Below are 18740 nucleotides of genomic sequence, written 5' to 3' on the forward strand. Positions count from 1 at the left end.
GGGCGGCGACGCCCCGACGCCACCGCGCGGCCGCTGAAATCGGAATTTCAGCGGCCGTGCATCTATGGTAGCGTCTCGAAAACGATCGCCCCGACTCCCGGGACGCCCTCCCCCTTCACGGCCAGCCAGAGGACCCGGTGATGTCCGGCTCTCACTCACAGCCCCAGGAAAGACCCCGTTCCCTCGAGGCCCGGATTCAGGAACACCTGCCGGATCTGCCCGCCAGCGAGCGCAAGCTCGCCGAGCTGATCCTCGACTTTCCCGGCGAGCTGTCCGCCTACAACGCCACGGAGCTGGCCAAGCTGGCCGGCGTCTCCAAGGCGGCCGCCTCTAGGCTGTTCAAGCGCCTGGGCTTTCGCAACTTCGAGCAGGCCCGACGCCTGGTCCGCGACATCAAGCAGTGGGGCTCGCCCATCTACCTGCACGAGCGCCAGCAGGATTCCTCTCCCCTGCCCTCCGAGAAGCAGGCCTTTCTGGATGACCATGTCACCGCCCTGACGCGCACCTTCGACCAGCTGCCCGCCGATGACATCGAGGCCGCCCTGCAGCGCATCGTCGGCGCCCGGCGCATCTGGCTGGTCGGCTATCGCAACAGCTATTTCATGGCCGCCTACGCCCGCTGGCAGTTCATCCAGTTCCGGGCCAGGGTCGACCTGCTGCCCCATCCGGGCGAGACCCTCGGCGAGCACGTCACCGAGTTCGAGGCCGACGACCTGCTGATCGCGGTGGGCATGCGCCGGCGCGTGCCGGAGCTCGACCGGGTGATGCAGGCCGCCCAGGAGCGCGACATGCCGGTGCTCTACATCACCGACTCGCTGGCCGGGGACAAGCCCTTCGCCACCTGGACCCTGCGCTGCGACATCTCCAGCAGTTTCCTCTTCCACAGTTACGTGGGCCCCATGGGGCTGATCCACTACCTCAGCGTGCAGGCCGTGCGACTGGCCGGCAAGGCGGGACGCCTGCGCCTCGAGGACATCGAGATCGCCCACGAGAAGCTGCGCGACTTCGACGACTGAACGACCCGGGATGGCCTCCCGGGTCGCGTCAGGGGGGCGGCTACCAGGATGGCCCGCTGGTCAGGCCGGGCAGCCACATCACCAACGGCTCGAAGGCCAGCACGGCGACCAGCACCAGCACCTGGATCAGGATGAAGGGCACCACCCCGGCGTACATGTGCTTGAGGGTGATCTCCGGCGGTGCGATCGCCCGCAGGTAGAAGATCGAGGGCGCCAACGGCGGCGTCAGGTAGCTGGTCTGCAGCACCACCAGGAAGGCCACGCAGAACCACACCTCCTCGAAGCCCAGGGCGCGCACCACCGGCATGGCCACCGGAATGATGATCAGCACCACCGACATCATGTCCAGCACGAAGCCGGCGATGAAGGCGATCAGCAGGATCAGGGCGAGGATCGCCCAGGGCTCGAGGCCGGAGGCCATCAGCAGCGACTGCACCGTCGCCATGCCCCCGGCGGCGAAGAAGACCCCGGCGAACATGTGGCCGCCCAACAGGATCAGCAGGATCATCGCGGTGATGGCGACCGTGCGCGAGCAGGCCTCCCAGAACACCGCCAGGTTCAGGTTGCGGTAGAGCGCCGCCAGCACCAGGGCGCCCAGGGCGCCGCAGGCCGCCGCCTCGGTGGGCGTGGCCAGGCCCATCAGGATGGTGCCCAGCACGGTGAAGATCAGCGCCGCGGTGGGCAGCAGGGCATACAGCGACACCTTGAGCTTGCGGCCCAGGGAGTAGTGCACCGCCTCGTCCTCGACACGGGGCGCCACCGCCGGCTTGAAGTAGGCCAGGCCGATCACGTAGAGCATGAACAGCACCGCCATCAGCAGGCCCGGCAGCAGCAGGCCACTGAACAGCTCGCCCACCGAGACGCTGGCCACCGGGCCCAGCACTACCACGGTGATCGACGGCGGAATCGCCGTGCCCAGCGAGCCGCTGGAACAGATCACCCCGGACATCAGGCGCTTGTCGTAGGCGTGCTTGAGCATCACCGGGATCGCCAGCATGCCGATCACCGCCTCGGTGGCCCCCACCACGCCGCTGGAGGCGGCGAAGATGGTGCCCAGCACGATGGCCCCCACGCCTACCCCGCCGGGCAGCCGCACGGTCCACATGTGCACGGCCTGGAACAGCCGCTCGGCGATGCCCGACTTCTCCAGCATCGCGCCCATGAAGATGAACAGCGGCACCGCCGCCAGGATGGCGTTGGAGGCCGTGTCCTCGATCTTGGTCAGCAGCTGATAGGCCGCGGTATCGCCGAACAGCATCAGGCCGAAGACGCCGGCCACCAGGATCATCGCGAAGGCGATCTGCACGCCGGCGAAGATCAGCAGCATCAACAGCGGGAACATCAGCAGGGAGAGAAAATCACTCATGCCGGCGAGCCTCCCTGGTCATCGTGCTCGCGCCGCCCGCTCAGCAGATACAGCGACTTGAGCAGTTCGGCCAGCACCTGCAGGGTCAGCAGCACGAAGCCGACGACCCACACCAGGTAGACCGGCCACACCACCGGGTTCCAGGCGGAGCGCCCGGAGCGTTCGCCGCTCTCCAGGGCCTCCAGAAAGTACAGCGCGACCTCCCAGGTCAGCCAGGCGATCAGCGGCAGGAACAGGACATAGGCCACGGCACGCAGCGCGGCGTTGGTCCGTGGAGAGAGCTTCAGGGTCACGATGTCGACCCTCACGTGCTGGCCCTGGCGCAGGGCATCGGCCATGCCCAGCATGAAGATGGCCCCCATCACCATGTAGCTGGTCTCGAAGGCCCAGAGCGTGGGGCGGCCCAGCACGTAGCGGCTGAACACCTCGTAGACCAGTGCCGCGACCAGGGGCAGGATCAGCAGCGCTCCCAGCCGGCCGGCGAAGCGGGTGGCGGCTTCGATATACGCGATTGGTTTCATGGATAGTCTCGGGGCTTGCGCCCCCTTCGGGGGGATGTCTCGCGTGGTAACGGCACGAGGCCGGGCCCCCACGGGGCCCGGCCTCCCGGATCAGCGCTCGCTGGCGCCGATGGTCAGGCGGTACTCGGGCCAGTTCTGCATGCCCTGCTTGAACTGGCGCTGGGACTCGAGCACACGGGCAAACCACTCGTTGCTCTCGGCGTACTCGTTCTCCCAGGCCTCGGTCTCCTCCAGGATGGCGTCCATGAAGGACGGCTCCAGGCGGACGATCTCGTTGGGGCCTTCCACCAGTTCCTGGTAGGCCTGCAGGTCGGCGTAGGAGGCGGCCAGCCAGGAATCGAACACCGACAGCTTGGCGGCGTCGCGCAGCAGCTGCTGCTCGTGCTCGTTCAGCTGTTCCCAGGTGTCGGCGTTGATCTGGCACTCCAGCACCCCGCCGGACTGGTGGATACCGGGCAGGATCACGTACTGGGCGACGTCCTGGAAGCCGGTGGGCCGGTTCATCTCCGGGCTGCCCCACTCGGCGGCATCGATCACGCCACGCTCCAGGGCGGTGTAGATATCGCTGCCGGCCATGACCACGGTGGAGGCCCCGAGACGCGAGGCGATCTCCGCCCAGGCCCCGGAGGTGCGCAGGCGCAGGCCCTGGAAATCCTCGAGGGTCTGCACCTTCTTGTTGGAGTGCAGGAAGATCTCGGTGCCCAGGATGGAGCAAGGGAAGGCCACCACGTCCGACTGCTCGCGGCGGAACTCCTCGTAGAGCTCGACCCCGCCGCCCTGGTACATCCACATCATGAACTCTTCCGGGGTCAGGCCGCTGGAGTGGCCGGCCAGCAGCGCCGCGGTGGGGTCCTTGCCGTAGTCGTAGTTGATGTAGTTGTGGCTGACCTCGGCCACCCCGTTCTTGACCGACTCGGTGACCTTCAGGGCGCTGCCCAGGGTTCCACCGGGGAAGACCTCGATCTCGATGTCGCCGTCGCTGAGCTCGCGCACGTGGTCGACGAAGCTCTGGGCATCCCGCTCGAGCCAAGGGCCGCCGCTCCAGGGCGTGGCCATGCGCCAGCTGTGTTCCTGGGCCTGGGCGGGCAGGGTCGCGGCGGCCACGCCGGCGACGAGCAATGCCGAGGTGGCGATCTTGTTCATCGGTTTCATATGGGCACCTTTGTTATTGGTGGCTTGCGAATCATCCCGTGGGCAACACGCTCGCTCAGGATGAGGACTCGAGACGCGGTTGGCGGGAGTGTCCCATCCGGCGGTCATCCCACGCGGACGCTGCCACGTGAGCGAGGTCGAGCGGGCGGCCGCCGGTGAATGCCGTGACACTCCGCCGTGTCGCGCTGCCGTCCGGCCCCGCCAGAGCAACGGGAAAGGGCCGAGGGTGTCATGCATTGTGGTCAGTCGGCCGCGCCACGGTCTTTCGCGAACGTCATGCCTTTTTGCGCAAGGCTCGCCAAAGGGTTGTACGGGGGGCAGGATCGGGATAAAAAGTGATAGATACGATATTGGTGACTGATGGTTTTATATAGGAAACAACTATCAGAAATTGCTATTGTTCATATTCCTAATAGCGATAAAAAATCATGACAACGCAGATCCGGACACAGCCACTGCCCAACAGTTGCCTGCATCACAAGCACGACCACCACCAACTCGTGATCGCGATGAGCGGCAGAGCCGAATTCGAGATTGCGGGGCGAGGAGGCAGGGTGGATGTCCTGCACGGTTGCCTGGTGCCGGGGGGCGACGTGCATTTCTACGAGGGCATCGGCGAGAACCAACACATCATCATCGACCTGCCCGGCGAAGACATCGCGCCCTCGCTGTCGGAACTGTTCGCGCGTCCCCGCTATTTCGAGGCCGATGCCAGCCTGAGGCTGCTGTTGACCTACATTCAGCGCGAGCACATCGCCTGGGGCGACTATCCTGAGGCCGTCATGGGCCTGGCACAGGGCGTGCTGGCGGCGTTGCATGCACGCACCTTCGGCCATCATCCCCATGGCCGGGCGCCGTGCCGGCTCGACCTGGCGGGGCTCGAGGCCTATATCCTGCGCCATCTGCACGAGACGCTACCCATCTCGCGGCTGGCGGACTTCGCTCACGTCAGCATCGGACACTTCCACCTGCTGTTCCGCGAGGAAACCGGCATGACGCCCTTTCGCTACCTGCAGGAAACTCGCCTGGGCCGCGCCCGCCAATTGCTGCTGGAAACCACCACGCCCCTGGCGGACATCGCCTGCAGCGTGGGCTTCGCCAGCCAGAGCGCCTTCACCCATGCCTTCCAGCGGCGCTTCGGCGTGTCGCCCGGCAGGCTGCGCCGCCTGCACTGAGGCCAGGGGCGCTCAGCCCGAGAAGATCTCGTAGAGGTCAGGGGCCTCGTCTTCCTCCTCGTGGATGGAGAGCGAGGCCTCGATGGCCTTGAGGTGGCGGCTCATGAAGGCCCGGGCCCGCTCGCCGTCGCCGCCCTCCAGGTAGCCGAGCAGGTCGTCGTGGTCATGGGATTCGCAGCCCAGGTGGCCGGCATTGCCGTAGACGGCGAGGATCAGCGAGGAACGCGAGCACAGCTGCTCGACGAAGGCGGCCAGGGTGGCATTGCCCGAGATGTGCGCCAGCCGCCCGTGGAAGGCGGCGGACAGCTTGATGGCGGTGCTCTGCTCGCCGGCCTTGAGGGCCCGGCGCTCGCGGCGCGCCATGTCGCGCAGGGCCTCGAGGTCGTCGGCGGTGATACGCCGTGCCACCTCGGGCATCAGGCCGCACTCGACCATCTGGCGCGCATCGAAGACGTCCTTGGCCTCGTCGGCGGTGGGGCGCGTCACGCTGGCGCCGCGCCGCGGGGTCAGGGTGACCAGCTGCTCGAGCGCCAGGCGCTGGAGGATCTTGCGGATGCCGGTGCGGCTGATGCCGAAGACCTCCGAGAGGGCATCCTCGCGCAGCCGGGCGCCGGGCTTGAGCCGATGCTCGATGATGGCATCGCTGATCGAGCGATGAATCGCCTCGTGGCGCTCGGCACCGTCGCCGTTCTTGCCGGGACGGCCGCCGCCCGCGGCGGACTTGCGCTCGGTATCGACCTGGCGCTGGTTCATGGGCTGCACACCTCCTGAAGACCCTTACCAGGCCGCATTGTATACGCTTTACCACCGCCAACACGACCGCCGCCCACCGGGGACGGCGGGCGGCGGCATGCACGGGGGCGCGGCAGGGCTCAGGGGGACCAGCCGGCGACCCGCTGGCGCTCCTCGTCGGTCATCTGGGTGAGGTTGCCCAGCGGCATGTAGCCACTCGCGATCACCTGCTTGACCTGGGTGGCCTGGCGCAGCAGCTGGTCCTCGGTCTCGAGGCTCACCCCGGCCGGCGCCGCCGCGAAGCCTTCGTGCTCCGGGTTCTGGGCATGGCAGGACACGCAGCGCTTCTCCATGATCGCGTGGATCTCGCCCAGCGCATCGCCGGCGGCGGCGACGGTCTCGCCACCCGAGGCGGCCTCGTCGCTGCCGGTGGCGGCGGCGTCACCGGTGGCGGCCGCCTCTTCGCTGACCGAGGGCGACTCGGTGCTGGCGGTGGCCACGCCGTTGTTGCTCGACGGTGCACCGATCCACACCGCCACCAGGATCAGCGCCACGCCGGCGGCCGGATAGGCCGGCTTGGTGTGGCCGGCATGCATCAGCACGAAGAACTGGCGAATCAGCGCCCCGGCGAAGATGAACAGCACCATGATCAGCCAGGACAGCTCATGGGTGTAGGTGAAGGAGTAGTGGTTGCTGAGCATCAGCAGCACCACCGGCAGCGTGAAGTAGGTGTTGTGCACCGAGCGCTGCTTGCCGCGCTTGCCGTCGATGGGGTTGGGCGTCTCGCCGGCCTTCATCGCCTTCACCATGCGCCGCTGGCCGGGGATGATCCAGAAGAACACGTTGGCCGACATGGCGGTGGCCATCACCGCGCCGGTCAGCAGGAAGGCCGCCCGGCCGGCGAAGATGTGGGTGCTCAGGTAGGCGACCACCACCATCAGCACGGCCACGCCGAGGCTGAGGATGCCGTCGCGCTCCATGTTGGGGCTGATGCGCTTGCACATCTCGTTGTAGACGACCCAGCCGCCGAGCAGGAACAGCAGGGCCACCACGTTGGCCTGCCAGCCGGTCAGGTTGGCGGCCCACTCCCAGGAGCTGTTCGGGTTGACCAGGTAGAAGCTGGGATTGGCCATGTACAGCAGCACGAACAGGCCGAAACCGGACAGCCAGGTGGTATAGGCCTTCCAGAACGACCAGTGCAGGTCCTCGGGCAGCTTCTCGGGGGCACTGGCGTACTTCTGGTTGTGGTAGAAGCCGCCGCCGTGCACGGCCCACATCTCGCCGAACACGCCCTTGTTCTTGTCCTCGGCCGCCTTGGGCGGACGCAGGCCGTTGTCGAGCATCACGAAGTAGATCGACTCGCCGATCCAGGCCACGGCGGCGATCACATGCAGCCACCTCAGCAGGAGGTTGGCGAAGTCGAGAAAGTAGGCTTCCATCGGTCAGGCCTCGTTGGAATTATGCGATTGTTGTGTCGATGCTGGCACTAACAGCCAGGGGGCAGTGGCCGAACCGTCGGCAGGCACGGCCACGTGCCGGACGCTTCAGCTTCCGCGGTAGGTGGAGTAGCTGTAAGGCGACAGCAGCAGCGGCACGTGATAGTGCTGGCCGGCATCGGCCACGCCGAAGCGCAGCGGGATCACGTCGAGGAAGCGCGGCTTGTCCGCGGCCACCCCGCGGCGATCCAGGTACTCGCCGGCATGGAAGACCAGCTCGTACTCGCCGGGGGTGAAGGCCTCGCCTTCCAGGATCGGCGCGTCGCAGCGGCCGTCGTCGTTGGTCACGACCTCGGTCAGCCGCTGGCGCTCGCCCCCTTTCAGGCGGTAGACCTCGATGCGAATGCCCTCGCCCGGCAGGCCGAGGGCGGTATCCAGCACGTGAGTGGTGAGGTAGCCCATCTTCTTCTCCTCTTTGTCATCGGTGCCGGGCGAGACGCCGGCGGGAGTGTCATCACGGTCGGCGCGCCTCGGAGCGCCGCCCTTTAGGAACAGTTTTAGCTGGTGATAGAGTACATTTCAAAGACTTTATTGTATACAGTTTTATCGCTATCCTGACGGTATCGAGGCAGACACGCACCATAGGAGCCCTACCATGAGCACCAAGACGCTTTCACCGCGGCCCAGCCAGCTGGACCAGGCCGCCTTCGTCGAGCGCTTCGGCGACATCTATGAACACTCGCCCTGGGTGGCCGAGCTGGCCTGGCAGCGCGGGCTGTCCGCCGAGCAGGACAGCCCCGAAGGCCTGGCCGAGGCCATGGGCCGCGAGCTGCGCGAGGCCGACCCCGAGCGCCAGCTCGAGGTGATCCGCGCCCACCCGGACCTGGCCGGCAAGGCGGCCATCGCCGGCGAGCTCACCGACGACTCCACCAAGGAGCAGGCCGGCGCCGGGCTCGACCAGTGCACCCCCGAGGAGATGGCCCGCTTCGAGCGCCTCAATGCCGCCTACAAGGAGCGCTTCGGCTTTCCCTTCGTGATGGCGGTCAAGGGCAGCGACCGCCACGACATCCTCGCCGCCTTCGAGACCCGGCTGAGCAACGAACCAGCCGAGGAACGCCGCACCGCCATCGAGCAGATCAACCGCATCGCCGCCTTCCGCCTGGCAGAGCGCGCCGCCTGATCGCGCCTCGACGCGGATAACGCCAAAGCGCTGCCGGGCTCTCCCGGCAGCGCTTTTTTCATGCCTCGCGGCTTGGGTGATTCGCGTGACGGCTGGAATGCCGCGGGGCGGGCAAGTGCCCGCCCCGGCCCTCACTTATCGGACTGCAGGCTGGCCTCGGCGGAGGCCTGGTCGGCGTCCGCCTCGGCGATCGCCTCGCGTTCGCGGGCCTCGTCCGCCAGCGTCCTGCGCGGCAGCACCAGGTTGAGCACGAAGGCAGTGATGGCGGCGACCACGATGGGCGCCCCGCCGATCACGTTCTGCACGGCCTCCGGGAACTGGGCGATGGCCGAGGGCACCGCGGCGATGCCCAGGCTCAGCGCCAGCGCCAGACCGACGATGGTCATGTTGCGGGCTGACATCTCGTCCTTGGTCAGCAGCTGGATGCCGGTCATGGTGATCATCCCGAACACCGTGATGGTGGCGCCGCCCAGCACCGGATAGGGAATGGTGGTCATGATGGCGCCGAACTTGGGGCTGAAGCCGGCCACCAGCATGAACACCCCGGCGATGGCCAGCACGTAGCGGCTGATCACCTTGGTCATGGCCACGATGCCCACGTTCTGGCTGAAGGTGGACGTCGGCAGGGCGCCGAAGAAGGCACTCACCGCCGTAGTCAGGCCGTTACCGAGCAGCCCCCCGGTCAGCTCCCGGGTCTTCAACTCGCGGTTCATGCCGGCCACGCTGGTCGCCGAGAGGTCGCCGATGGTCTGCACGGAGTTGATCACGCAGATCACCACCAGCGAGACGATGGCCGCCGAGTGGAACTCCATCTCGAAGGGCATCACTTGGGGCACGGCGATCCACTTGGCGCTGGCCACGGAGCTGAAGTCGACCATGCCCAGCGGCAGCGCGATCAGGTAGCCGACCAGGATGCCGACGATGATCGCCGAGAGCTTGACCACGCCCTTGCCGAACTGGGAAGCCAGCAGCACGGTGACCAGGGTCACCAGGCCCACGCCCCAGTTCTGCAGCTCGCCGAAGCCCGGGGCGTTCACGTTGCCGCTGCCAGCGATGTAGCGGATGGCGATGTCGTACAGCGACAGGCCGATGACCAGCACCACCGTGCCCGCCACCACCGGCGGAAAGAGATGCCGGATGTACTGGATGAAGTAGCCCACCACCATCATGGTGATGCCGCCGATCAGCTGGGCGCCAAGGATGCCCTCGATGCCGAACTGGCCACCCACGGCGATCAGCGTCGGCACGTAGGCGAAGCCCACGCCGAAGATCGCCGGCAGCCGGGCGCCGAACTTCCAGACCCCGTAGAGGTGGAACAGCGTGCAGACCCCCGAGGCCAGCACGGCGATCTGGATCAGCAGCAGTTTTTCCTGCGGGGTCGAGCCCACCACGCCGGCGATGATGATGGGCGGGGTGATCACGCCGGCGATCATCGCCAGCACGTGTTGGAGAGAGATCGGCAAGGCCTTGAGCAAGGGGGGCTTGCCGTGGAAATCGAATATCGAGGTGTTGTTGACGTTGGTCTGCATGATATCGGCCATTGGGTGTGGTGTTGTTGTGGCGTCCTGCTCCCTCGGCATGCACGCACCGGAGAGCGGGGATCCCATGGGTGTCCGTCGCGGACAGCCGGCCTCGTCGGGTGGGCGCGGGCCGTCTCGTGAACGGCCGCGGTCATGGTTGTGGTTCGATTGCCACCCTATTGGATACAAGGAGACCGAGATCCTTGTCGCACAATAATGGAGCATCATGTATACAATCAAGCCGCGCACGGCATCCCTGCCATCGGATCTGAACTAGACTCAAGGCAATGAAGGGAGGCGGAGGCCACGATGTTTCGCGACCGGCAGGACGCCGCCGCGCAGCTGGCGCGACGGCTCGAGCACCTGGGACAGACCCAGCCGTTGATCCTCGCCATCCCCCGCGGCGGGGTACCCATGGGGCGGCTGATCGCCGACGCGCTCGAGGGCGAGCTGGACGTGGCGCTGGTACGCAAGCTGGGCGCCCCGGGCAATCCCGAGTACGCCATCGGCGCGGTGGGCGAGGAAGGCCGGGTGGCGCTGGAACCGGCGGCACGGCACTACGACGAGGACGACATCGCCCGCGAGATCGAGAACCAGCAGGCCCTGCTCGCCGAGCGCCGCCGACGCTATACGCCGGTGCGCGCGCCGATCGACCCGGCAGGCCGCATCGTGGTGGTGGTGGACGACGGCAGCGCCACCGGGGCCACCATGGCCATGGCCCTGGCCAGCCTGCGACCACGCCGGCCGGCGCTGCTGATCGCCGCGCTCGGCGCCGCCCCTCCGGAGACGATAACGCGCCTGAAGCCACTCGCCGACGAGGTGGTCTGTCTGCTGACGCCGGCAAACTTCAGCGCCGTCGGCCAGTTCTATGCTGACTTCGGCCAGGTCGACGACGACGACGTCATCCGCCTGCTCGGCACCGAGCACGGCTAAGCCGGCGAGCGCTCGCGCACAAAAAAGGGCCAACGCCCGACGGCGATGGCCCCAAAGGCCCGGCAAAGGGCCCCCTTGCCTGACGTGTCTCAGGAAGTGCCGGTCGCCTTCATCTGACTTTCGACCAGCTTCTGTCCCTTCTGCACGTAATCCTGTCCCAGGCTCATCAAGGTCTCGGCATCCGATTTCAGGCGATCGCCGAGCGACGTCATCGTTTGCTGCTGTTCCGACACGGCCTTCTGGACATCCTCGACGCCCTTGACCGACAGCCAGCGGCGCGCCTGGGCCAGGGTCGCCTCGGACAGCGACTCGGCGATGCCGAACTGGGTGACCATCAGCTTCTCGGCGGTCTCCAGCTGGAGGGCGCCGTAGGCCCGGAACGGGGTAACGAAGAGGGACTCGAACGGCTCGCCGGTCTTGGCGGTCGCGGCCTGGGTCATGGCACACCTCCGATGAGAGCGCACAGCGGGCGACGCGCCCGTGTTGCATTGCAACATAGCAGGCGCTTTTGTGCGCCGCAACATGCTTCGTTCCCCACCCGGCGCGGCCTCACCACTCCGGGAGCCTGGGCAACCTCCGGGCACTGCGTCAGCGATAGGCGCCCTCGATATCGGTCACGCGCAGCGCCTCGCGCCCCAGGCCGCCGTGGCGATCGAGCATGCGCTCGCGCCAGGCATGGACCGGGTCGGCGTTGGACACCAGGTCGGCGCTGGACACGCAGCGGGCCCACATGAAGAAGCCGAACACCAGGTAATCCGCCCCGGCCGGCGTCTCGCCATCCAGGAAGTCGGCGTCCTCCAGCTGGCCACGCAGCGGCGCCAGGGCCGCATCGAGCTGGGCGAGGCCCTTGGCCGGGGAATGGAACTCCTCCAGGGCACGCCCGAAACGCTGCTCGCGGGTCTCGCGGAAGTAGGCGCGGTCATCGGGATGGATGGCGTTGAACAGGTCCATGATGATGGTGCGCATCATGGCCGGCGCCAGGGCGCGCTCGGCATAGTGCTTGAAGAAGCGCCCCCGGGCCTCGGCCTGGCCGTCTCCCAGCAGCGGCGCCTCGGCATAGGCACGATCCAGATAGCGCATGATCTCGTAGCTGTCGCAGACCACTTCCTCGCCGTCCACCAGCACCGGTACCTGCCCCTGGCCGGAGAACGCCAGGCCCTCCTTCTCGGTGAAACGCCAGGGCCGCGTCTCGACGTCGAGGCCCTTGTGGGCCAGCGCATAGCGGACGCGCCAGCAGTAGGGGGAAAAGCGCAGCTCCTCGTCGATGCCGCGCAGTTCGTAGAGGACTCGGCTCATGTTGTCTCCTGAAGATTGGGCTGAGGGTGGCGGGCTCGGCCGCCGATGCACCGCCGCAGCATGACAGCTCTCCCCGGGCGGTCGAGCTGTCCATTAGTCGCATTTTTGAGGGCCGACGGCCCCTCTGAAGGCCCCCATCCTGAGCGATCCTGCGCCACGAACTCCCTTGAATACAAGGCGGTAAGAGGCTGCGGAAGAAAACGCCATGATTGGTTTGACCAATTCACCACGACTGGCCAGCCGACGGGCCGCCGCTTATCGTCGGCGTGGTTTGCCGGTGCGGGAATCCTCGTGTCGGCGAACGAGAGTGCGGTGTCGCGCAACGGGCCGTTCACCGCCACACGCTCGACAACAACAAGAGGAGCCCCCATGTCCGAGCCTTTTCTGGCATTCCTGGCCTTCCTGCCGCTGCTACTGGCCGGGGTGCTGCTGATCGGCCTGCGCCTGCCGGCCAAGATGGCGATGCCCATGGTCTTCCTGGTCACCGCGCTGATCGCCCTGTTCGCCTGGGAGATGAGCGCCACCCGCGTGCTGGCCTCGACCCTCCAGGGCCTGATGCTGACCGTCGCCATCCTGTGGATCATCTTCGGCGCCATCCTGCTGCTCAATACCCTGAAGCACTCCGGCGGCATCGCCGCGATTCGCAACGGCTTCTCCGGTATCAGCCCCGACCGCCGGGTCCAGGCGATCATCGTCGCCTGGCTGTTCGGCTGCTTCATCGAGGGCGCCTCCGGCTTCGGCACCCCGGCGGCGGTGGCCGCTCCGCTGATGGTGGCGCTGGGCTTCCCGGCGCTGGCCGCCGTGGTGGTGGGCATGATGATCCAGTCCACCCCGGTGTCCTTCGGTGCCGTGGGCACCCCCATCGTGGTGGGGGTCGGCGGCGGCCTGGACCGCGCCGGCATCACCGAGCAACTCGCGGCCAGCGGCGGCGGCTGGCTGGAGTACTTCCGGCTGATCAGCGCCGAGGTGGCCATCATCCACGCCACGGTCGGCCTGCTGATGCCGCTGCTGCTGGTGCTGATCATGGTGCGCTTCTTCGGCGCCAACCGCTCCTGGAAGGAAGGGCTTTCCATCACTCCCTTCGCGCTGTTCGCCGGCGCCTGCTTCGTGGTGCCCTATGCCCTGGCCGGGGTACTGCTGGGGCCGGAGTTCCCGTCGATGATCGGCGCCATGGTGGGCCTGGCCGTCGTGGTGCCCGCCGCCCGCCGCGGTTTTCTGCTGCCCGAGGAGACCTGGGACTTCCCCGAGGCCCGGTCCTGGCCGGCCGAATGGATCGGGCGGCTCGAGATCAAGCTCGATGACGTGGCCGGCCAGGCACCGCTGTCGACCCTGATGGGCTGGGTGCCCTATGTGCTGCTGGCGATCTTCCTGGTGATCTCGCGCACCGTCGAGCCGGTCAAGTCGGCGCTGACCTCGGTGAGCCTGGGCTGGAGCGACATTCTCGGCGAGGCCGGGGTCTCCGGCAGCATTCAACCGCTCTATCTGCCCGGCGGCATCCTGCTGATGGTGGTGCTGGTGACCATCGCCCTGCACCGCATGGGCGCCACCCAGGTCAAGGCCGCCTTCTCCGAGTCGACCCGCACCCTGGTGGGCGCCGGCTTCGTGCTGGTGTTCACCATCCCCATGGTGCGCATCCTGATCAACTCCGGGGTCAACGCCGCCGACCTGGCCTCCATGCCGGTGGCCATGGCGCGCTTCGTCGCCGATAGCGTGGGCGGCGTCTATCCGCTGTTCGCCCCCACCGTGGGCGGGCTGGGGGCCTTCATCGCCGGCTCCAACACCGTCTCCAACCTGATGCTGGCCGACTTCCAGTTCAACGTCGCCCAGCAGTTGGGGCTGTCCACGGCGATGATGGTGGCGCTGCAGGCGGTGGGCGCCGCGGCGGGCAACATGATCGCCATCCACAACGTGGTGGCGGCCTCGGCCACCGTAGGCCTGCTGGGTCGCGAGGGCATCACCCTGCGCAAGACCGCCCTGCCGACGCTGTACTACGTGCTATTTGCCGGTCTGATCGGACTCGTGGCCTTCCATGGCCTGGATGTGATCGACCCGCTGCTCGAGCTCGGCTGAGGCGTCGCCGGCGTGAGGTCTCATCGCCAGGCCGCCACGCCGGCGTATCGGTACCGATTGTCGCAGGGGCGACTTGCCCTCTTTCATTTGACCGACAAAGCTGTAGATTGGAAATGCTTTCCACGTACTTTCGACGGCCAGGCCGTCACTACAGCTCGCCGGTCGAGTCCGACGCCGGACTCGCCGCCCCACCGCCGGCACGCTCGGCGGGAACACCAACACGAGACCGTCCCATGAACATACATCACGACGCTCGACTCGACGGCGAGCTGCCCGACCACGACAAGGCCGAGGTACTCGCCGACCTGCAGCGGTCCGTGCCCGGCATGACCCTGCTGCACCGCGAGGAAGACCTGAGGCCCTTCGAGTGCGATGGCCTGTCGGCCTACCGCATCCTGCCGATGCTGGTCGCCCTGCCCGACGCCCTCGACCAGGTCGCCGGCCTGCTGGCCCGCTGCCGCGACCTCGGCGTGCCGGTGGTCACCCGCGGCGCCGGCACCGGGCTGTCCGGCGGCGCCCTGCCCCTGGAACAGGGCGTGCTGCTGGTGATGTCGCGCTTCGACCGGATTCTCGAGGTCGATCCCGAGGCCCGCATCGCCCGGGTCCAGCCCGGGGTGCGCAACCTGGCCATCTCCGAGGCCGCCGCTCCCCACGGCCTCTACTATGCCCCGGACCCATCCTCCCAGATCGCCTGCTCGATCGGCGGCAACGTCGCCGAGAACGCCGGCGGCGTGCACTGCCTCAAGTACGGCCTGACCGTGCACAACGTGATGCGCGTCGAGATGCTGACCCTGGCGGGCGAGCGCCTGGTGCTGGGCAGCGAGGCCCTGGACGCTCCCGGCTTCGACCTGCTGGCGCTGATCAACGGCTCCGAGGGCATGCTCGGCGTGGCCACCGAGATCACCGTCAAGCTGCTGCCCAAGCCCGAGACCGCCAAGGTATTGATGGCGACCTTCGACGACGTGGGCCAGGCCGGCCGGGCGGTGGGCGACATCATCGCCGCCGGCATCGTGCCCGGGGGCCTCGAGATGATGGACAACCTGGCGATCCGCGCCGCCGAGGACTTCATTCACGCCGGCTACCCGGTGGAGGCCGCCGCCATCCTGCTCTGCGAGCTCGACGGCGTGGAGGCCGACGTGGACGCCGACTGCGCGACCGCCCGCCAGGTGATGAAGGCCGCCGGTGCCAGCGAGGTCCGCCAGGCCCGCGACGAGGCCGAGCGCGCGCTGTTCTGGGCCGGACGCAAGAACGCCTTCCCGGCGGTGGGCCGAATGTCGCCGGACTACTACTGCATGGACGGCACCATACCGCGCCGCGCCTTGCCCGAGGTGCTGGCCACCATCGCCGCGCTCTCCGAGGAATACGGCCTGCGGGTGGCCAACGTCTTCCATGCCGGGGACGGCAACATGCACCCGCTGATCCTCTTCGACGCCAATCGCGAGGGCGAACTGGAGAGGGCCGAGGCCCTCGGCGGACGAATCCTCGAGGCCTGCGTGGCGGCCGGCGGCTCGATCACCGGCGAGCACGGGGTCGGCCGCGAGAAGATCGACCAGATGTGCGTGCAGTTCCGGCCCGACGAGCTGACGACCTTCCACGCGGTCAAGGCCGCCTTCGATCCCAAGGGCCTGCTCAACCCGGGCAAGAACATCCCCACGCTGGCCCGCTGCGCCGAGTTCGGCGCCCTACATGTCCACCGCGGCGAGCTGCCGCATCCCGACCTGCCACGTTTCTGAGGAGCGATCATGCCCACGTCCATCCCGACGCTCCCGGACCGGGACGCCACCCTCGAGCTCGGCGAGCGTCTTCGCCAGGCCGATGCCGAGGGCACGCCGCTGCGCCTGGTCGGCTGCGACACCAAGGCCTTCTATGGTCGCCCGGTGGCAGGCGAGGTGCTCTCGACCCGCGAGCATCGCGGCATTACCGCCTACGACCCGGTGGAGCTGATCGTCTCGGCCCGCGCCGGCACACCGCTGGCCGAGCTGGAGGCGACGCTCGCCGAACGGGACCAGATGCTGCCCTTCGAGCCGCCCCACTTCGGCCCGAGCGCCACCGTGGGCGGCATGGTCGCCGCCGGGCTATCCGGGCCCCGTCGCCCATGGGCCGGCGCGGTGCGCGACTTCGTGCTCGGCACCCGACTGATCGACCGCCATGGCAACTCGCTGCGCTTCGGTGGCGAGGTGATGAAGAACGTCGCCGGCTACGACCTGTCGCGGCTGATGGTCGGCGCCCTGGGCACCCTGGGGCTGGTCAGCGAGGTATCGCTGAAGGTGCTGCCCCGGCCCGCGGCGCGGGAAAGCCTGCGCCTCGAACTGCCCCTCGCCGAGGCCCTGGAACGGCTGGCCGCCTGGGGGCGCCGGCCGCTGCCGATCAGCGCCGCCGCCTGGCAAGGCGGCGCCCTGCACCTGCGCCTGGAGGGCGGCGCCGGCTCGGTGGCCGCGACCCGGCGCGAGCTCGGCGGCGAGCCCCTGGACGACGGCTTCTGGACGCAGCTCCGCGAGCACCGCCTGGGGTTCTTCGCCGGCGACGACCCGCGCCCGCTGTGGCGGCTCTCGCTACCCAACCACACTCCCGAGCTCGCCCTCGGCGGCGACTCTCTCTACGACTGGGCGGGCGCCCAGCGCTGGCTCAGAAGCGACGACTCCGCCGCGACCATCCGCGAGGCGGCGGAACGCGCCGGCGGCCACGCCAGCTGCTATCGATCGCGACCGGGTGGCGAGGCCATCGAGCCCTTCACGCCACTGGCGCCGCCGCTGGCCGAGATTCACCGGCGCCTCAAGGCCGAGCTGGATCCCCACGGGATCTTCAATCCCGGCCGCCTTTACGGGGAGCTATGACATGCAGACGCACTTCACCGCCGAAGACCTTCAGCAGCCGCATATCCGCGAGGCCGACCGAGTGCTGCGCAGCTGCGTGCACTGTGGCTTCTGCAATGCCACCTGCCCCACCTACCAGCTGCTGGGCGACGAGCGCGATGGCCCTCGCGGGCGCATCTACCTGATGAAGTCGCTGCTCGAGGACCGCGAGGAGCGCTCCGACATCACCAGCGAGACCCGGCTGCACCTGGACCGCTGCCTGAGCTGCCGCAACTGCGAAACCACCTGCCCCTCCGGCGTGGAATACCACAAGCTGCTCGACATCGGCCGCGCCGAGATCGAGCGCCGCGTGCCGCGCTCGCCCCCCGAGCGAGCCTTGCGCCTCGGCCTGCGCAAGGCCCTGGTGGAGCCCGCTCGCTTCAAGGCCCTGCTCAAGGTCGGCCTGACCTTCCGGCCGCTGCTCCCCGGCGCCCTCAGGGCCAAGCTCCCGCCGGCCCCGGTAGACGCCGGCGAACGCCCCGAGGGCCGACGCCATGGGAGGCGCATGCTGATCCTCGAGGGCTGCGTGCAGCCGGGCCTCTCGCCCAACACCAATGCCGCCACCGCCAGGGTGCTGGATCGCCTGGGCATCGGCCTGACGCCGGCGCCCGAGGCCGGCTGCTGCGGCGCCATCGACTACCACCTGGGCGCCCACCGGGACGGCCGCGAGCGCATGAAGGCCAATATCGACGCCTGGTGGCCACATCTCGAAGCAGCGAGCGAGGCCGGTACTGAAGCGCCGATCGAGGCCATCGTCCAGACCGCCAGCGGCTGCGGAGCCATGGTCAAGGAGTACGGCGAAGTGCTCGCCGACGACCCGGCCTACGCCGACAAGGCCGCCCGAATCAGCGCCCTGGCCAAGGACCTTTCCGAGATCCTCGCCGACGAGGACCTCGACGCCCTGGCCGTCCAGGAACACCGGCGCCTGGCCTTCCACTGCCCTTGCACCCTGCAGCACGCCCAGGGCCTCGCCGGTGCCGTGGAAGGCGTGCTGAAGAGGCTCGGCTTCGCCCTGACCCCGGTGCGCGACGGCCACCTGTGCTGCGGCTCGGCAGGCACCTACTCCATCACCCAGCCCGAGCTCGCCGGGCGGCTGCGCGACGACCGGCTAGACGCCCTCGAGGCCGGCGCACCGGAGGTGATTGCGACCGCGAACATCGGCTGCCAGACCCACCTGAACGGCGCCGGCCGCACGCCGGTGCACCACTGGATCGAACTGGTCGACGAGGCCTTGTCATGACTCGAGCGAGAAGATCGCCACGCGCCAGGTCATTCAGCTGCCAGACCCACCTGAACGGCGCCGGCCGCACGCCGGTGCGCCACTGGATCGAACTGGTCGACGAGGCCTTGTCATGACCCGAGCGAGAAGATCGCCACGCGCCAGGTCATTCAGCTGCCAGACCCACCCGAACGGCGCCGGCCGCACGCCGGTGCGCCACGGGATCGCCCTCGTCGACGAGGAACCGTTTCTCCCCCCGGACCAGCGGCCCG

The 18740-nt window shown here is 68.2% G+C and carries 17 protein-coding genes; 8 read left to right on the forward strand and 9 right to left on the reverse strand.

Features of this window, described 5'->3' with window-relative positions; all coding sequences use genetic code 11:
• Positions 1 to 140 precede the first annotated feature (140 nt).
• Entirely contained in the window at positions 141 to 1016 is an 876-nt protein-coding gene (locus tag ACXAFN_RS04070; RefSeq protein WP_474986399.1) for a MurR/RpiR family transcriptional regulator, read from the forward strand.
• A 40-nt stretch (positions 1017 to 1056) separates the two neighbouring features.
• Here ACXAFN_RS04070 and ACXAFN_RS04075 read toward each other — a convergent pair whose 3' ends face one another.
• The 3 genes from ACXAFN_RS04075 to ACXAFN_RS04085 all read right to left on the reverse strand — a co-directional run bounded on the left by ACXAFN_RS04075 (position 1057) and on the right by ACXAFN_RS04085 (position 4055).
• Positions 1057 to 2382, reverse strand: a complete 1326-nt coding sequence (locus ACXAFN_RS04075; protein ID WP_474986400.1) for a TRAP transporter large permease — start codon at positions 2380 to 2382, stop codon at positions 1057 to 1059.
• The gene (locus ACXAFN_RS04080; protein ID WP_474986402.1) at positions 2379 to 2903 is read right to left on the reverse strand and encodes a TRAP transporter small permease subunit; all 525 of its coding nucleotides are present in this window, start codon (positions 2901 to 2903) and stop codon (positions 2379 to 2381) included. Before ACXAFN_RS04080 ends, ACXAFN_RS04075 begins: the two co-directional genes overlap by 4 nt.
• Positions 2904 to 2993: 90 nt before the next feature.
• Positions 2994 to 4055 carry a type 2 periplasmic-binding domain-containing protein gene (locus ACXAFN_RS04085; protein WP_474986403.1) on the reverse strand — a complete coding sequence of 354 codons (1062 nt, stop codon included), beginning with the start codon at positions 4053 to 4055 and terminating at the stop codon, positions 2994 to 2996.
• A 428-nt stretch (positions 4056 to 4483) separates the two neighbouring features.
• On the opposite strand from ACXAFN_RS04085, the gene ACXAFN_RS04090 reads away from it, so the two are divergent.
• Positions 4484 to 5230 carry a helix-turn-helix domain-containing protein gene (locus ACXAFN_RS04090; protein ID WP_474986405.1) on the forward strand — a complete coding sequence of 249 codons (747 nt, stop codon included), beginning with the start codon at positions 4484 to 4486 and terminating at the stop codon, positions 5228 to 5230.
• Positions 5231 to 5242: 12 nt separating this feature from the next.
• Here the strand turns inward: ACXAFN_RS04090 and ACXAFN_RS04095 are convergent, their stop codons facing one another.
• The 3 genes from ACXAFN_RS04095 to uraH form a co-directional block, all read right to left on the reverse strand.
• Positions 5243 to 5983, reverse strand: a complete 741-nt coding sequence (locus tag ACXAFN_RS04095) for a GntR family transcriptional regulator (protein WP_474986406.1) — start codon at positions 5981 to 5983, stop codon at positions 5243 to 5245.
• 119 nt (positions 5984 to 6102) lie between these two features.
• Positions 6103 to 7401 carry a urate hydroxylase PuuD gene (locus ACXAFN_RS04100; protein ID WP_474986408.1) on the reverse strand — a complete coding sequence of 433 codons (1299 nt, stop codon included), beginning with the start codon at positions 7399 to 7401 and terminating at the stop codon, positions 6103 to 6105.
• A 105-nt stretch (positions 7402 to 7506) separates the two neighbouring features.
• Positions 7507 to 7860, reverse strand: a complete 354-nt coding sequence (gene uraH, locus ACXAFN_RS04105) for a hydroxyisourate hydrolase (RefSeq protein ID WP_474986410.1) — start codon at positions 7858 to 7860, stop codon at positions 7507 to 7509.
• 193 nt (positions 7861 to 8053) lie between these two features.
• Here uraH and uraD point away from each other — a divergent pair, with 193 nt between their 5' ends.
• Positions 8054 to 8578: a 2-oxo-4-hydroxy-4-carboxy-5-ureidoimidazoline decarboxylase gene (gene uraD / locus ACXAFN_RS04110; RefSeq protein ID WP_474986411.1), complete on the forward strand. Its 525-nt coding sequence runs from the start codon at positions 8054 to 8056 to the stop codon at positions 8576 to 8578.
• A gap of 131 nt (positions 8579 to 8709) precedes the next feature.
• Here the strand turns inward: uraD and ACXAFN_RS04115 are convergent, their stop codons facing one another.
• Positions 8710 to 10107, reverse strand: a complete 1398-nt coding sequence (locus tag ACXAFN_RS04115; protein WP_474986413.1) for a uracil-xanthine permease family protein — start codon at positions 10105 to 10107, stop codon at positions 8710 to 8712.
• A 300-nt stretch (positions 10108 to 10407) separates the two neighbouring features.
• On the opposite strand from ACXAFN_RS04115, the gene ACXAFN_RS04120 reads away from it, so the two are divergent.
• Positions 10408 to 11031: a phosphoribosyltransferase gene (locus tag ACXAFN_RS04120; protein ID WP_474986415.1), complete on the forward strand. Its 624-nt coding sequence runs from the start codon at positions 10408 to 10410 to the stop codon at positions 11029 to 11031.
• An 89-nt stretch (positions 11032 to 11120) separates the two neighbouring features.
• Here the strand turns inward: ACXAFN_RS04120 and ACXAFN_RS04125 are convergent, their stop codons facing one another.
• Positions 11121 to 11471: a phasin family protein gene (locus tag ACXAFN_RS04125; protein WP_474986417.1), complete on the reverse strand. Its 351-nt coding sequence runs from the start codon at positions 11469 to 11471 to the stop codon at positions 11121 to 11123.
• 148 nt (positions 11472 to 11619) lie between these two features.
• The gene (locus tag ACXAFN_RS04130) at positions 11620 to 12327 is read right to left on the reverse strand and encodes a glutathione S-transferase N-terminal domain-containing protein (RefSeq protein WP_474986419.1); all 708 of its coding nucleotides are present in this window, start codon (positions 12325 to 12327) and stop codon (positions 11620 to 11622) included.
• A gap of 369 nt (positions 12328 to 12696) precedes the next feature.
• Here ACXAFN_RS04130 and ACXAFN_RS04135 point away from each other — a divergent pair, with 369 nt between their 5' ends.
• The 4 genes from ACXAFN_RS04135 (at position 12697) to glcF (ending at position 18489) form a co-directional block, all read left to right on the forward strand.
• Positions 12697 to 14397 (forward strand): L-lactate permease, encoded by a 1701-nt coding sequence (locus tag ACXAFN_RS04135; RefSeq protein ID WP_474986421.1) that lies wholly within the window; start codon positions 12697 to 12699, stop codon positions 14395 to 14397.
• A 233-nt stretch (positions 14398 to 14630) separates the two neighbouring features.
• Positions 14631 to 16130 carry a glycolate oxidase subunit GlcD gene (glcD, locus tag ACXAFN_RS04140; protein WP_474986423.1) on the forward strand — a complete coding sequence of 500 codons (1500 nt, stop codon included), beginning with the start codon at positions 14631 to 14633 and terminating at the stop codon, positions 16128 to 16130.
• Between the two features lie 9 nt (positions 16131 to 16139).
• A complete protein-coding gene (glcE, locus tag ACXAFN_RS04145; RefSeq protein ID WP_474986425.1) occupies positions 16140 to 17231 on the forward strand; it encodes a glycolate oxidase subunit GlcE in 1092 nt (363 codons plus the stop codon).
• A 1-nt stretch (position 17232) separates the two neighbouring features.
• A complete protein-coding gene (gene glcF, locus ACXAFN_RS04150; protein WP_474986427.1) occupies positions 17233 to 18489 on the forward strand; it encodes a glycolate oxidase subunit GlcF in 1257 nt (418 codons plus the stop codon).
• The last annotated feature ends 251 nt before the right edge of the window (positions 18490 to 18740 follow it).

The organism is Halomonas sp. ABH4_019, from assembly GCF_056159885.1.

Bases quoted from the DNA above. Each gene is read 5' to 3' on its own strand.
- ACXAFN_RS04070 (WP_474986399.1), top strand. From the start codon at position 141: ATGTCCGGCTCTCACTCACAGCCCCAGGAAAGACCCCGTTCCCTCGAG.
- ACXAFN_RS04075 (WP_474986400.1), bottom strand. From the start codon at position 2,382: ATGAGTGATTTTCTCTCCCTGCTGATGTTCCCGCTGTTGATGCTGCTG.
- ACXAFN_RS04080 (WP_474986402.1), bottom strand. From the start codon at position 2,903: ATGAAACCAATCGCGTATATCGAAGCCGCCACCCGCTTCGCCGGCCGG.
- ACXAFN_RS04085 (WP_474986403.1), bottom strand. From the start codon at position 4,055: ATGAAACCGATGAACAAGATCGCCACCTCGGCATTGCTCGTCGCCGGC.
- ACXAFN_RS04090 (WP_474986405.1), top strand. From the start codon at position 4,484: ATGACAACGCAGATCCGGACACAGCCACTGCCCAACAGTTGCCTGCAT.
- ACXAFN_RS04095 (WP_474986406.1), bottom strand. From the start codon at position 5,983: ATGAACCAGCGCCAGGTCGATACCGAGCGCAAGTCCGCCGCGGGCGGC.
- ACXAFN_RS04100 (WP_474986408.1), bottom strand. From the start codon at position 7,401: ATGGAAGCCTACTTTCTCGACTTCGCCAACCTCCTGCTGAGGTGGCTG.
- uraH (WP_474986410.1), bottom strand. From the start codon at position 7,860: ATGGGCTACCTCACCACTCACGTGCTGGATACCGCCCTCGGCCTGCCG.
- uraD (WP_474986411.1), top strand. From the start codon at position 8,054: ATGAGCACCAAGACGCTTTCACCGCGGCCCAGCCAGCTGGACCAGGCC.
- ACXAFN_RS04115 (WP_474986413.1), bottom strand. From the start codon at position 10,107: ATGCAGACCAACGTCAACAACACCTCGATATTCGATTTCCACGGCAAG.
- ACXAFN_RS04120 (WP_474986415.1), top strand. From the start codon at position 10,408: ATGTTTCGCGACCGGCAGGACGCCGCCGCGCAGCTGGCGCGACGGCTC.
- ACXAFN_RS04125 (WP_474986417.1), bottom strand. From the start codon at position 11,471: ATGACCCAGGCCGCGACCGCCAAGACCGGCGAGCCGTTCGAGTCCCTC.
- ACXAFN_RS04130 (WP_474986419.1), bottom strand. From the start codon at position 12,327: ATGAGCCGAGTCCTCTACGAACTGCGCGGCATCGACGAGGAGCTGCGC.
- ACXAFN_RS04135 (WP_474986421.1), top strand. From the start codon at position 12,697: ATGTCCGAGCCTTTTCTGGCATTCCTGGCCTTCCTGCCGCTGCTACTG.
- glcD (WP_474986423.1), top strand. From the start codon at position 14,631: ATGAACATACATCACGACGCTCGACTCGACGGCGAGCTGCCCGACCAC.
- glcE (WP_474986425.1), top strand. From the start codon at position 16,140: ATGCCCACGTCCATCCCGACGCTCCCGGACCGGGACGCCACCCTCGAG.
- glcF (WP_474986427.1), top strand. From the start codon at position 17,233: ATGCAGACGCACTTCACCGCCGAAGACCTTCAGCAGCCGCATATCCGC.